Annotated in this window: 12 protein-coding genes; 8 read left to right on the top strand and 4 right to left on the bottom strand. The window is 59.9% G+C overall.

The genetic code is table 11. The features are described 5' to 3' along the window. The coding region (gene istB, locus ACE04I_RS20795) for an IS21-like element helper ATPase IstB (RefSeq protein ID WP_487207212.1) at nucleotides 1–521 on the top strand (521 nt) is incomplete at its 5' end. A 30-nt stretch (nucleotides 522–551) separates the two neighbouring features. On the opposite strand, the gene ACE04I_RS20790 is transcribed toward istB, so the two are convergent. The 3 genes from ACE04I_RS20790 to ACE04I_RS20780 form a co-directional block, all read right to left on the bottom strand. After that, nucleotides 552–923, bottom strand: a complete 372-nt coding sequence (locus tag ACE04I_RS20790; protein ID WP_487207581.1) for a hypothetical protein — start codon at nucleotides 921–923, stop codon at nucleotides 552–554. Nucleotides 924–1,017: 94 nt separating this feature from the next. After that, the gene (locus ACE04I_RS20785) at nucleotides 1,018–1,458 is read right to left on the bottom strand and encodes a type II toxin-antitoxin system VapC family toxin (RefSeq protein ID WP_487207580.1); all 441 of its coding nucleotides are present in this window, start codon (nucleotides 1,456–1,458) and stop codon (nucleotides 1,018–1,020) included. Further along, nucleotides 1,458–1,757: a FitA-like ribbon-helix-helix domain-containing protein gene (locus ACE04I_RS20780; RefSeq protein ID WP_245282188.1), complete on the bottom strand. Its 300-nt coding sequence runs from the start codon at nucleotides 1,755–1,757 to the stop codon at nucleotides 1,458–1,460. The genes ACE04I_RS20785 and ACE04I_RS20780 overlap by 1 nt, the downstream gene beginning before the upstream one ends. A gap of 254 nt (nucleotides 1,758–2,011) precedes the next feature. On the opposite strand from ACE04I_RS20780, the gene ACE04I_RS20775 reads away from it, so the two are divergent. The 6 genes from ACE04I_RS20775 (at nucleotide 2,012) to ACE04I_RS20750 (ending at nucleotide 9,195) form a co-directional block, all read left to right on the top strand. Beyond that, nucleotides 2,012–3,007, top strand: coding sequence for a LacI family DNA-binding transcriptional regulator (locus ACE04I_RS20775; RefSeq protein WP_245282187.1), 996 nt, complete (start codon nucleotides 2,012–2,014; stop codon nucleotides 3,005–3,007). A 53-nt stretch (nucleotides 3,008–3,060) separates the two neighbouring features. Beyond that, the gene (locus tag ACE04I_RS20770; protein ID WP_487207579.1) at nucleotides 3,061–4,296 is read left to right on the top strand and encodes an ABC transporter substrate-binding protein; all 1,236 of its coding nucleotides are present in this window, start codon (nucleotides 3,061–3,063) and stop codon (nucleotides 4,294–4,296) included. Between the two features lie 95 nt (nucleotides 4,297–4,391). Continuing rightward, on the top strand, nucleotides 4,392–5,306 hold the full coding sequence (locus tag ACE04I_RS20765) for a carbohydrate ABC transporter permease (RefSeq protein WP_137326681.1): 915 nt from the start codon (nucleotides 4,392–4,394) through the stop codon (nucleotides 5,304–5,306). Further along, entirely contained in the window at nucleotides 5,303–6,166 is an 864-nt protein-coding gene (locus tag ACE04I_RS20760) for a carbohydrate ABC transporter permease (RefSeq protein WP_487207578.1), read from the top strand. The genes ACE04I_RS20765 and ACE04I_RS20760 overlap by 4 nt, the downstream gene beginning before the upstream one ends. A gap of 14 nt (nucleotides 6,167–6,180) precedes the next feature. Next, complete coding sequence (locus tag ACE04I_RS20755) at nucleotides 6,181–8,103, top strand: glycoside hydrolase family 127 protein (protein WP_487207577.1); 1,923 nt, start codon at nucleotides 6,181–6,183, stop codon at nucleotides 8,101–8,103. Nucleotides 8,104–8,112: 9 nt separating this feature from the next. Next, nucleotides 8,113–9,195, top strand: coding sequence for an ABC transporter ATP-binding protein (locus tag ACE04I_RS20750; RefSeq protein ID WP_487207576.1), 1,083 nt, complete (start codon nucleotides 8,113–8,115; stop codon nucleotides 9,193–9,195). A 608-nt stretch (nucleotides 9,196–9,803) separates the two neighbouring features. Here ACE04I_RS20750 and katG read toward each other — a convergent pair. Next, nucleotides 9,804–11,978, bottom strand: coding sequence for a catalase/peroxidase HPI (gene katG, locus ACE04I_RS20745; protein ID WP_487207575.1), 2,175 nt, complete (start codon nucleotides 11,976–11,978; stop codon nucleotides 9,804–9,806). 174 nt (nucleotides 11,979–12,152) lie between these two features. Here katG and ACE04I_RS20740 point away from each other — a divergent pair, with 174 nt between their 5' ends. Beyond that, entirely contained in the window at nucleotides 12,153–13,076 is a 924-nt protein-coding gene (locus ACE04I_RS20740; RefSeq protein WP_487207574.1) for a hydrogen peroxide-inducible genes activator, read from the top strand. Nucleotides 13,077–13,205 lie beyond the last annotated feature (129 nt).

The raw sequence follows: 13,205 nt of genomic DNA, 5'->3' as shown, positions 1-13,205 counted from the left end.
TTCTCGACGAGGCCAACAACATCGTCCTCGTCGGCGGTCCCGGCACGGGCAAGACGCATATCGCCACGGCCATCGGTGTCCAGGCCATCGAGCATCATCACAAGCGGGTTCGGTTCTTCTCGACCGTGGAACTGGTCAACGCGCTTGAGCAGGAGAAGTCCCAAGGTCGCCCAGGCCAGATCGCCAACCGCCTGGCACACTCCGATCTCGTCATCTTGGACGAGCTGGGTTACCTGCCGTTCAGTGCTTCAGGCGGTGCGCTGCTGTTCCATCTGCTGAGCAAGCTCTACGAGCACACGAGCGTCATCATCACCACCAACCTGAGCTTCAGCGAATGGGCCAGCGTCTTTGGCGATGCCAAGATGACGACCGCGCTGCTCGACCGGCTCACCCATCATTGCCACATCCTCGAAACCGGAAACGACAGCTTCCGGTTCAAAAACAGTTCGGCCCATGAGCCCAAAGCGACGAAGGAGAAACGCAGAAACTTGACCACCCCAACCACGACGGACGATACCTAAGGCGGGTCACTTCTCGGCGCAAATCCCGGGTCAGCTCTCAGTGCAAATCAACACCCCTAGTTTGCGCAGCGCATCATCGCGATTGTGGATTGGTCCATCGGTGAAAGGGATAGGACCGGTGTAGGCGCGCCGCTTCGCTGCGGGTCTGTCATAGGCGAAAATACCCGACAAGATCGCCTTTCCTCCGTCTTTCGGCGGTCCATAGGCGTCGGTATAATTGGTGTGGAACTCGAATGTGAGTTCGATGCCGAAGGCGCTCAGCTCATAACCGGCGGTCCCATAGCCTCGCTGGGTTTTCCCTGGCATTTTGCCGACATCAAAACCGAGGGATGCAAGCAGGCCAGACAAACCGTCATGTTGTTCGGAATGCCCTAGATAGGGGAAAAAATCGCTCACATTCATATCAGCAGCTCCTGACAGCACTTTCTTTGGACCGGATCACAGATCGCTTCAGGGCAAGGCCTGGAATGAGTAATTGCGTAGGTGGGCTCCAGGACTAATGCGCGTTATTGAGGACATCTGGGAGAGATACGCACAGTAGTGCGAATTCGCTTGGCGCGCGCTCGGCGATGATACGCGGTAAGCGCGTGTCAGCCGTGACGAACCTTGATCCAGATTTTTGCGCTGCCAGTAGATAGGCGCAGTCATAAGCGGGGTGTGAAAGCGCAATGGAAAGCGCTGTCGTTTCCTCCAACAGTCCACTCATCGAAAGGAAATCGATGCCGGCGCGTTCGAGCAGCCTTGCGGCAAGCACCGCTTCGTCGCGCGAAAGCTCGCCACGCTGAACTTTCTTCCAGAGAATGTTGGCGCATTCTGGAATGATAAGTTCCGGGGCAACAAACCGGAAACGCGATCGCAAGCTGACGGCGTCATCGGTTCCTTCCTCCTCCACCACCCACTTGATGGCGATGCTGGCGTCAAGGACGAGCGTTTCCATCAGCGCTCGTCTCGGCCTTCTCGTAGCAGGGCCTCAGAGGGTGTCTGCTTACGGGATGCTGTCAGCTTCCGTAACTCCGCGGCAAGATCGTCGAAATCGGATCCGTCCTCGTTCGCCAGGGCTTGGCGCAGGATCTCGCGATGCTCTGCTTCTGCCGATCGCCCATGCCGGGCTGCCCGGATCTTAAGTCTTGAAATAAGTTCGTCGTCCAAATTACGGACGTGCAGGTTTCCGGGCATCGATTTGCCTCCAGTGATCTCATTGAGAGCAATGATAGCAAATCGGGCGAGATATTGCAAGAATGTCGCCCTTGCACTGCACCCGTTCCTTGTTGCCTCAGACAATCAACGGTCGGGATGGAAGTTGAGCGTCACCAAGTCGAACGCCCAGGGGTTAGATGGGTTTGGCCGGTGTGGATCGTCAGCCACGTGTTCATCGCAGTGCGGCTTAAAATAGATGAGAAAAGCTTTTCTCATCTTGACAACTGGTTTGCGCAAAGGTTTTCTCAATCAAAATTGAACGGGAGGACAAGCTGAGCATTCAACGCACCAGAATGGGACGGACAACAATCCATGATGTCGCTCGCGCAGCAGGCGTTAGTGTCTCCACCGTCTCCAAGGCGCTGAACGATAATGGCCGCATGGCGGTCGAGACACGCGCCCGGATCAAGCAGGTGGCGGAGGATATCGGGTTTCGCCCGAATGCGCTTGCTCGCGGCTTGCTCTTCAATCGTTCTTTCACGATCGGCCTTTTGACGAACGATACCTACGGCCGTTTCACCCTGCCCGTAATGGCTGGCGTGTCCGAGGCATTGGTGGACAAAGGCGTCTCGGTCTTTCTGTGTGCGATCGAAGACGACCCGGCTCTCGGCAAGATCCATGTCGATGCGATGCTGGACAAACAGGTGGATGGCATCATCGCCACCGGCAAGCGCATCGATCGTTCACTTCCTGTCGACCTGTCCGGGCTTCCCGTCCCGGTCGTCTACGCTTTCACCGAAGGCGCGCCGGACAGTGTCACCTTGACTTCGGACGATGCACAAGGGGCGGGGATTGCGACCGATTGGCTGCTTGGCCTCGGTCGCCAGCGGCTGGTGCATGTCACCGGCCCCCAGGACTTCGCCTCGGTGCGTGAGCGCGCCATGGCTTTCCGCATGCATGCCGGCGCTGAAGCCGAGGTGCTTTGCGGTGTCTGGGCGGAGCGTTGGGGGCATGAGGCCGTGGCCCAGCTCTGGGGAAGGGTTGGGGAAAAGCCGGATGGCATCTTCTGTGGCAACGACCAGATCGCACGCGGCGTGATCGATGCATTGCGTGAGCGTGGCGTGCGGGTGCCGGAGGATGTCTCGGTCATCGGCTTCGACAACTGGGAGATCATGGCCGATCAGGCGCGTCCGCCGCTGACTTCGGTCGATATGAACCTGAAGGAACTCGGCAGGGAGGCGGGACGCACCGTGCTAGCGCTCGCGGAGGGGAAAATCATCGAACCGGGCCTGCGCAAGCTGCCGTGCCGGCTGGCCGTGCGGCAATCCTGCGGAGGTGGGAGCGCCTGATTTGAGGTGAGGAGACGGGAGCGTCGTGGACGCCCCGAAATGAGGAGGAAATCATGCTCAAGAAACTGTTGTCTGTGACATGCCTGTTTTCTGTCGCAATGTGGTCCACCGCTTCGGCGGAAACGATTTCCATGTGGGTGCGCTCCGGCATCGGGGATTCCTTCAAGGAAGTGGTCAAGGCTTACAATGCCAAGGGTGGCGATACAGTCGAACTGACCGAAGTGCCCTTCGCCGAACTGGTTCAGAAGTATGCGACCGCCATTGCCGGCGGCCAGGCGCCTGACGCGCTCTCCCTCGACTTGATCTATACGCCGGCCTTTGCCGCGGCCGACCAGCTCGAGGATATGACCGACTGGGCGAAGTCGCTCCCCTATTTCAATTCGCTTGCGCCGGCCCATGTGAAGCTTGGCACCTACGATGACAGGATCTATGGCCTGCCCCTATCGGTGGAGACATCGATCTTCGCCTGGAACAAGGAACTCTACAGGAAAGCCGGGCTCGATCCGGAAAAGGCGCCGGCGACCTGGGAGGAGATCACCGCCAATGCGGAAAAGATCCGCGCGCTTGGCGGTGACACATATGGCTTCTATTTCTCCGGCGGCGGTTGCGGCGGCTGCATGATCTTCACCTTCACGCCGCTCGTCTGGGGGGCAGGTGCCGACATCCTGTCGGAAGACGGCAAGACGGCGACACTCGATACGCCTGAGATGCGCAAGGCGGTCGATTTCTATCGAAATCTCGTCGCCAAGGACACGGTTCCGGCGGGTTCGGCAAGCGACAACGGCGTCAACTTCCTGTCGATCACCAATAGCAAGATCGGCCAGCAGAGCCTTGGTGCCTTTGCCATCGGTACGCTGGTCACGCAGCACCCCGAAATCGATTTCGGCGTGACGCTGATCCCGGGGGTGGACGGCAATCCGTCCTCCTTCGCCGGCGGCGATAATTTCGTCGTGACCAAGGGGACCGCGCGGCTCGACAACGTGAAGTCCTTCCTGGAGTACATCTATTCCGTCGAGGGGCAGAAGATCATGGCCAAGTTCGGCAGTCTGCCGACGCGTTCGGATATCGCCGAGGAGGTGCTTGCCGGCCTCGATCCCCGGCTTGGCGTTGCCATGAAAGCGGTTTCGGTCGCCAAAACGCCCTATACGTTGCAGTTCAACGACCTCATCAATTCGGCGAACGGTCCGTGGGCCACCTTCATCAACGCCGCGATCTACGGCGACGATGTCGATGGCGCGTTCGCGAATGCCCAGTCGGAAATGCAGTCGATCATTGACACAGCGCAATAAGCGCCGACGCGGGGCGGGTCTCTCCCGCCCGAACCGCGGGGGGAGCCGCAAGGCTCCTCCCGCATCACCCAATCGAAAGCAAACCTACCATGACGATGCCCCCTGTCGCGTCCAGGCCGCCTCGTGCACGGCGCAGACGAAACAAATCGAGTTTGGCCGGCCTCATCTATATCGCGCCGGCCATGGCCCTGGTCACGGTGTTCTTCGTGATCCCCGTGTTGTTCACGCTCTGGATGAGCCTTCACCGTTGGCCGCTACTCGGTGCGCCGCGCTGGATCGGCCTGGGGAACTACGCCCGGATGCTGACGGACGCGCGTTTCTTTACCGCCCTTAGCTTCACGGCGCACTATACGGTGGTGGTCACGATCGCCATCTTCGCGGTCGCTTTTCCTCTCGCCTTTTTCGTGGAGAAGCAGAAGCCGTTTATTTCGGCCTATCGGACCGTCATCTTCCTGCCCGTTGTCGTCGGCCTTGCTTCGGCTTCGCTGCTGTGGGTGTGGCTCGCCAATGTCGACAGCGGACTCTTTGCGCCGTTGTTCCAGGCGCTCGGCCTGACGGCCGGGCGGGTAAACCTGCTCGCGACCTTCGACATAGCCTTCCTCACCATCATCATCATGGTGGTCTGGAAGATTGCGGGCTTCACCATGATCATTCTTCTGACCGGTCTACAGGCAATCCCGGCCGAACTGACGGAGGCGGCACGAATCGACGGTGCGCGCCGCTGGCAGCGCTTCCGGCACCTGACGCTGCCGCTGATGCGCCGCACGCTGGCGCTCGCCCTGATCCTGTCGATCACCGGCTCCATTCTCGCTTTCGACCAGTTCTACATCATGACGTCAGGCGGACCGCAGAACCGGATGATCTCGGTGGTCTACTATATCTTCAACCAGTCTTTCGTGTCCTTCAATCTCGGTTATGGCGCAGCGCTGTCCATCGCGCTTCTGGCTATCCTGGTCGCCATCAGCGTCGCGCAGCTCTGGCTGCTCAAAGTGGGAGAGGACCGCCCATGACGACTCGTCGGGAGATCCGCGCCCGCAAGGCGTTCTGGAACCGCATCGCCTACCACGGGGTCGGCATTGGAACTGCGTTCTTCTTCCTTGCGCCATTCCTCGTCGGCTTTCTCGCTTCGTTCCGGTCGAACAGCGAAAACAGGCAGCCGCCGCTGCCGCCATGGCCAACCTCCGGCATCAGCATCGACGCCTACCGGGCACTGGACGGGTTCGGCTCCGGTGTCTGGCAGCATACTGTCAATTCGCTCATCGTATCGTTGGGCACCGTCGTCCTGACCGTGGTGGTCAGCGTACTCGCCGGCTACGGCTTCTCGCGCTACCGCTTCCCGCTCAAGAACGCGCTCTTCGTGCTGATCATCGCCACGCTGATGATCCCGTTCCAGTCGATCCTGACGCCGCTTTTCATCATCTTGGCGAAGCTCGGACTCAACAATTCGCTGTTCGGGCTGATGCTGATCTATGTGACGCTGCAATTGCCGTTCTCGGTCTTCATGATGCGCAACGCCTTCGATGCGGTGCCCAAGGAGATCGAGGAAGCTGCTCGGATCGACGGCGCGCGTGATCTGAGGCTGCTTGTCCGTGTGCTGATACCGCTTGTCATGCCAGGCGTTGCGACGGTGTCGATCTTTGCCTTCCTCAATGCCTGGAACGAGTTCCTGGCCGCCCTCGTGCTCTTGTCCAGCAATGAGAACTATACGCTTCCGGTTCTAATGACGGCAGTGCGTGCTGGACGGCTCGGCGCCATCAACTGGGGCGCCGTGCAGGCCGGCGTCACGGTGATGGTCGTGCCCTGCCTCTTCGTCTTCCTCCTCCTGCAACGCTACTACATGCGCGGTCTGATGGCCGGCGCGGTGAAATGAAGGAAAGTGAGCCTATGAGCAAGACCCGCAAAGACCGCCAGTTCCGCCCCGTCGCCGTCCCGGATGTCAAGGTTGCAGGATTCTGGGGCACATGGCAGGACGCCGTCTGCGATTCCACCGCCGAGACGCTGCTCGACCGCTGCGTGGAAGCCGGCATGGTCCGTGCCATCGATGTCGATCAGCCAAGTCCCTGGATCGTCATCCCGATCCTGGACTGGGGCGGAACGACACAGATGTTCTGGGACTCCGACCTCGGCAAGTCGATCGAGACCATCGCCTATTCCCTCTACCGCAAGCCGAACGCCCGGCTTGAGGCGCGGGCGGATGCGATCATCGATCTTTACGAGAAGCTACAGGACAATGACGGCTACCTGAACGCCTGGTTCCAGCGCGTGCAGCCGGACCGGCGCTGGACGAACCTGCGCGACCACCACGAACTCTACTGCGCCGGCCATCTGATCGAGGCGGCGGTCGCCTATTTCCAGGCGACGGGCAAACGCAAGCTGCTCGACATCATGTGCCGCTACGCCGATTACATGATCGAGGTTTTCGGCCATGGCCCGAGGCAAATCCCAGGCTATGATGGCCATGAGGAGATCGAGCTGGCGCTGGTCAAGCTCGCTCGCGTGACCGGCGAGAAGAAATATCTCGACCTTTCCAAGTTCTTCGTCGACGAGCGTGGGACCGAGCCGCACTTTTTCACCGCGGAGGCCGAACGCGACGGCCGGGACCCGAAAGACTATATCCAGAAGACCTACGAATACGGCCAGGCGCACCTTCCTGTTCGCGAGCAGAGGAAGGTTGTGGGGCATGCCGTGCGCGCCATGTACCTCTATTCCGGCATGGCGGACATCGCCACCGAATACAAGGACGACAGCCTGACGGACGCGTTGGACGCGCTCTGGGACGACGTGGTGACCAAGCAGATGTACGTTACCGGCGGGATTGGCCCGGCGGCCTCCAACGAGGGCTTCACTGATTACTACGATCTGCCCAACGACACGGCCTATGCGGAGACCTGCGCCTCGGTCGGGCTGGTCTTCTGGGCAAATCGGATGCTCGGCCGCGGGCCGGACCGGCGCTATGCCGACATCATGGAGCAGGCTCTCTACAACGGCGCTCTCCCGGGTCTGTCCATCGACGGCAAGACCTTCTTCTATGACAATCCCCTTGAATCGACGGGCAAACACCATCGCTGGAAGTGGCATCATTGCCCCTGCTGCCCACCAAACATCGCGCGGCTCGTCACGTCGATCGGCTCCTATATGTATGCGGTGGCCGATGATGAAATCGCCGTGCATCTCTACGGCGAAAGCACATTGCGCTGCGAGCTTGCCAACGGCGCCAGGGTGTCGCTGAAGCAAACCACCAACTATCCCTGGGAGGGAAGCATCGCCATCAACGCCGAACTCGCAGAACCGGCGCATTTCGCGCTCTCGCTACGCATTCCGGAGTGGGCAGAGGGTGCGACGCTCAGCGTCAATGGGGAGATGCTGGACCTCTCGAAGATTACGGTCGACGGTTATGCTCGCATCGAGCGCGAATGGGGGGAGGGCGACAGGGTGGCCTTGTTCCTGCCGCTCTCGCTGCGGCCACAATATGCCAATCCGAAGGTCCGACAGGACGTTGGCCGTGTCGCGCTGATGCGCGGGCCGCTTGTCTATTGTGTGGAGGAGACCGATAACGGCAGCGACCTGAATGCCATCGTCGTTCCGAAGAGCCTGTCGCAGGCACAAACCGAGGTGCTGCCCACTCTCAACGGAGCGATTGCTATCGATCTGGCGGTTGAACGAGAGGATACGACCGCGTGGGGCGATGCACTCTATCGCACGGCGCCGGCAGGCCGCAAACCGGCCTCGATACGCCTCGTGCCCTACCATCTCTGGGACAATCGCGAGCCGGGCAGCATGCTCGTCTGGCTGCAGGCCGAGAAATAGGAACGGGCAATGACGAACCAAGCACACCCCACAAGTCTGACCTTGAACGATGTGCGCAAGAGCTACGGCAGCCTTGCAGTCATCCACGGGATCGATCTGACGATTGGCGAGGGCGAATTCGTCGTTTTCGTGGGACCGTCCGGATGCGGCAAGTCGACGCTGCTGCGTATGATCGCCGGGCTGGAGGAAGTCACCGATGGAGAGGTTACCATCAAAGGGCGCGATGTCACCGACCTTGATCCTTCGGACCGAGGCATTGCCATGGTCTTCCAGTCCTATGCGCTTTACCCGCATATGACCGTCCGTGACAATCTGGCGTTCGGTCTGAAGATGTCGCGGACCGCCACGGCGGAAATCGATGGCCGCGTCGCGCAGGCGGCGTCGATCCTGAAGATTGAGCATCTGCTGGACCGGCGACCGGGACAGCTTTCCGGTGGTCAGCGACAACGCGTGGCGATCGGCCGGGCCATCGTGCGCAAACCGGATGTCTTTCTCTTCGATGAGCCGCTGTCCAATCTCGACGCGGAACTGCGCGTCTCGATGCGTATCGAGATCGCCCGTCTGCACCGTGACCTCGGCAATACGATGATTTACGTCACCCATGACCAGACGGAAGCCATGACGCTCGCCGACCGCATCGTCATCCTGCGTGACGGCCGAATCGAGCAGGTCGGCACGCCGCGACAGGTGTACGAGGATCCGGCCAATATCTTTGTCGCCGGCTTCATCGGCTCCCCACGCATGAACCTGCTGGAAGGGGTGTGGACTGAGGGCCGTATTCGGATAGGCGAGGCGCTATTGCCAGCCCCGATGCTTCAGAACAAACCCTCCGAGGGAACGACCCTGAAATTCGGCATTCGGCCTGAGCATATTGAGATCGCGGTGAGCGACAAGGACGGACCGCCAGCAATTGTGGAGTTCACCGAATATCTTGGCGGCACCTGTTACATCTATTGCCGCTTGGCGGACGGGCAAAGCGTCACCATTGAAAGCCGGGGCGATAGGCAGCCTGCAAACGGCGATTTTGTAAAGCTTGCGTTCCCTGCCGCCCGAAGCTTTGTCTTCAATGATAATGGCATGCGCATGAGGTGATTTGTTGCCTGGAGAATGCCGCCACCGCCACTAACGGTGGCCCATCCGAGACACAATCTTGGAGCCACGAGCGCGTCACATACCAGAGACGGTTCTGAGATAGGTGCATCCTGTCAAATTTAAATCGGCCGGGCTTTCGATTTAAATTGGACGGATAACCAGTTAAAATGGCCGTAGTATTGTCTAGCGGCAGGGCACACACATAGGCGGCAATTCTTTTCTGGGCGCAGGATCAGGCCCGAGGAGGCTTAGGTGGAGGACTGAGGGTTGTTCACCGGCCATGGGAACAAGGCGAAGGCATCCGCCGTTAAGATCACAGATCAAGAAAAGGAGGTTGCATATCATGGCTCAGGAGGCTCGACCTAACAATCGCAAGGAAGGCGAAGGCCGAGATAGTACCAAACCGGGTACTATTGTTGCCGGTCCCGACGCACATGAGCGGGAACGTGTCGGTAAGGCACCGACGAACCATCGTGATGGGCTGAAGAAGGACGGCCTGGCTGAGGGCAACCCCAAAATCGTCCGTGATCGTTCCTGATAACGTGCGTATAAAACAGTGATCCACCCCGGCTGCCGGGATGGATCACTATGATGATGTTTCGAAGCCCTTATGCGGCGAGGTCGAAACGATCCGCGTTCATGACCTTGGTCCACGCGGCGACGAAATCCCTGACGAACTTCTCCTTGTTGTCATCCTGGGCATAAACTTCCGCATAGGCCCGCAGAATGGAGTTCGAGCCGAAGACGAGGTCAACGCGCGTGGCGGTGAACCTGGTCGCTCCGGTCTTGCGATCGCGGATTTCGTAGAGGTTGTTGTCCACGGGCACCCAGGAATAGGCCATGTCCGTCAGCGTGACGAAGAAATCGGTCGTCAGTGCGCCGACGCGATCGGTAAAGACGCCTTGCGAGGTACCACCGTGATTGGTGCCCATCACCCGCATGCCCCCGATCAGTGCCGTCATTTCCGGCGCGGTCAGCCCCATGAGCTGAGCGCGGTCGAGCAACAGTTCTTCGGGACTGACCAAGTAGTCCTTCTTCTGCCAGTTGCGGAAACCGTCCGCGAGCGGTTCCAGCGGCGCAAAGCTTGACGCATCGGTCTGCTCAGCAGTCGCGTCGCCGCGACCGGCAACGAAGGGTACTTCGATGTCGAAGCCGGCCGCCTTGGCGGCCTGTTCCACGCCGTAATTGCCTGCCAGCACGATCACGTCGGCAAGGCTGGCGCCGAACTCGCCCGCAATCGGCTCGAGCACCGAGAGAACTCGGGCCAGACGTTCCGGCTCATTGCCTTCCCAGTCCTTCTGCGGAGCCAGACGGATACGCGCTCCGTTTGCGCCACCGCGGAAATCCGAACCACGATAGGTGCGAGCGCTGTCCCATGCGGTGGAGACCAGGTCGGACGCCGAAAGACCCGAAGCAGCGATCCTCGTCTTGACGGCGTTGACGTCGTAGTCCTTGCGGCCAGCCGGAACCGGATCCTGCCAGATAAGATCCTCGCTAGGCGCGTCGGGCCCGTAATAGCGCGTCTTGGGGCCCATGTCGCGATGAGTGAGCTTAAACCAGGCGCGGGCGAAGGCATCCGAGAATGCCTCGAAATCATTCATGAAACGCAGTGAGATTTCGCGATAGATCGGGTCTACCTTCAACGCCATGTCCGCATCGGTCATCATCGGATTGTGGCGGATCGAAGAATCTTCCACGTCGACCGGCTTGTCCTGTTCGGTGATTGAAACCGGCTCCCATTGGGTCGCGCCGGCCGGGCTTTTCACCAGATGCCAGTCGTGTTCGAACAGCATCTTGAAGAAGCCGTTGTCCCATTTGGTCGGCTCCGAGGTCCAGGCGCCTTCAAGACCCGAAACAACGGTGTTGCGGCCGATGCCACGGCCCTTCGTGTTCATCCATCCCAAGCCTTGGAATTCCGGGCCGGCAGCTTCCGGATCGGGGCTGAGATCGAGCGGGTTGCCGTTCCCGTGGGTCTTGCCGATCGTATGGCCGCCAGCGGTCAGCGCTACCGTCTCTTCGTCGTTCATACCCATGCGTGCGAAGGTTTCGCGCATCTGCGCGGCAGTCGCAAGCGGATCGGATTTACCGTTAACGCCTTCGGGATTGACATAGATGAGGCCCATCTGCACGGCCGCAAGCGGGTTTGCCAGCGTGTCGGGCTTGGCAACGTCTCCATAGCGGCCGTCGCTGGGGGCCAGCCATTCCTTCTCGTCGCCCCAATAGGTATCCTTTTCCGGATGCCAGATGTCCTCGCGACCGAAGGCGAAGCCGAACGTCTTCAGGCCTGCAACGTCATAGGCGATCGTGCCTGCGAGCGCGATCAGGTCGGCCCAGGAAATCTTGTTTCCGTACTTCTTCTTGATCGGCCACAGCAGGCGGCGACCCTTGTCGGTATTGACGTTGTCTGGCCAGGAATTGAGCGGAGCGAAACGCTGGTTGCCGGTATTGGCACCGCCACGCCCGTCGGACGTGCGGTAGGAGCCTGCGGCATGCCAGGTGACGCGCGCCATCATGCCGACATAGCTGCCCCAATCCGCCGGCCACCAGTCCTGGCTGTCGGTCATCAGGGCACGCAGGTCGGCCTTCAGCGCCTCCACATCGAGCTTCTTGAGCTCTTCCCGGTAATTGAAGGTCTTGCCGAGCGGGTTGGTCTTGGTGTCATGCTGGTGCAGAATGTCGAGATTCAGCGCGTTGGGCCACCATTCCGTGACGGATTTGCCAAGGGCGGTATTGCCGCCGTGCATGACCGGACACTTGCCGGCTGATTTCGTTGTTGCGTCCATGTTGTTCTCCGATGGATTGCCCGAGATGGAAAGCCGCGGCTGAACGTGGCTCGCAGGCTCCGCGCTTTCCAAAGCGACGATAGCCGTTGAGATTCACCAGCTGCCCGACTGCGATAATCGACCCTTGCTATAATTTCCAATTGTATCTTCTAAAAACCCCGATATGACAGGATTATGATTGGAGTGACGATAAAGCACCTGCGCTACTTCGAAGCCTTGGCGAAACTGGGCCATTTCGGACGTGCGGCCGAGGCATGCACTGTTTCCCAGCCGGCCTTGTCCGTACAAATTAAGGATCTCGAAGAGCTGATCGGTGCTCCCCTGGTGGAACGAGGAGGGCGGCAGATCCGCCTCACGAGCCTTGGCGAACAGTTTGCACAGAGGGTTCGGGAAATTCTTCGCTCGGTCGATGAACTTGAGGAGTTGGCCCGTGCGGCGGATGGCCCGCTGACTGGCCAGCTTCGCATCGGTGTCATCCCCACGGTTGCCCCTTATCTCCTGCCTGGCGTTATCAAGGCACTTATCCAGAGTTACCCCGGCCTGGAACCCAGACCGCGCGAGGCAACCACGCACAAGCTGATCGGCAATCTCCTGGAAGCCCGGCTCGATCTCGCGATCGTCGCGTTACCCGTTTCGGAGGCCGCGTTGACGGAAATGCCGCTTTTCGATGAAGAGTTCGTCCTGGTGCGGCCCTTGGAGGACGCCGGCAAGCCGGTGCCCAGTTCCAACAAGCTTCATGAGATGAAGCTGCTATTGTTGGAGGAGGGCCACTGTTTCCGGGAGCAGGCTCTTTCTGTCTGCAATATCACAGATCCTTCGCCGCGTGAGTTGATGGAGGGCAGTTCGCTGTCCACTCTCGTCCAGATGGTGGGCGCCGGCATCGGGGTTACACTCATCCCGCAAATGGCGGTCGCTGCGGAGAGCCGATCTTCCAACGTCTGCATGTTTCGCCTGCGTGAACCGCGGCCATCCCGAACTATCGGGATTGTTTGGCGGAAGACCAACCCATTGGCGCCGCAGTTCGCTCAAATCACTGATATCGTTCGCGAGGTCGGGTTGCACAAACAACGCGAGATGCACGATCTTCTCCGCGCTTGAACTGGAAGATGTCGAGCCGATCTGGCCGCAGTGGGGCCGCTTGAACGGTCCGTTTCGGGCGCCAAGGATGATATAGCCGACATAGGCGCAAGCTTATCTCAGTGACCGCTTCCGGCCTTGTTGCTGCCC

This window comes from Rhizobium moroccans, from assembly GCF_057559155.1.
Note: the sequence above shows the minus strand (reverse complement) of the source record. Positions and strands in the feature narration are given on the sequence as shown.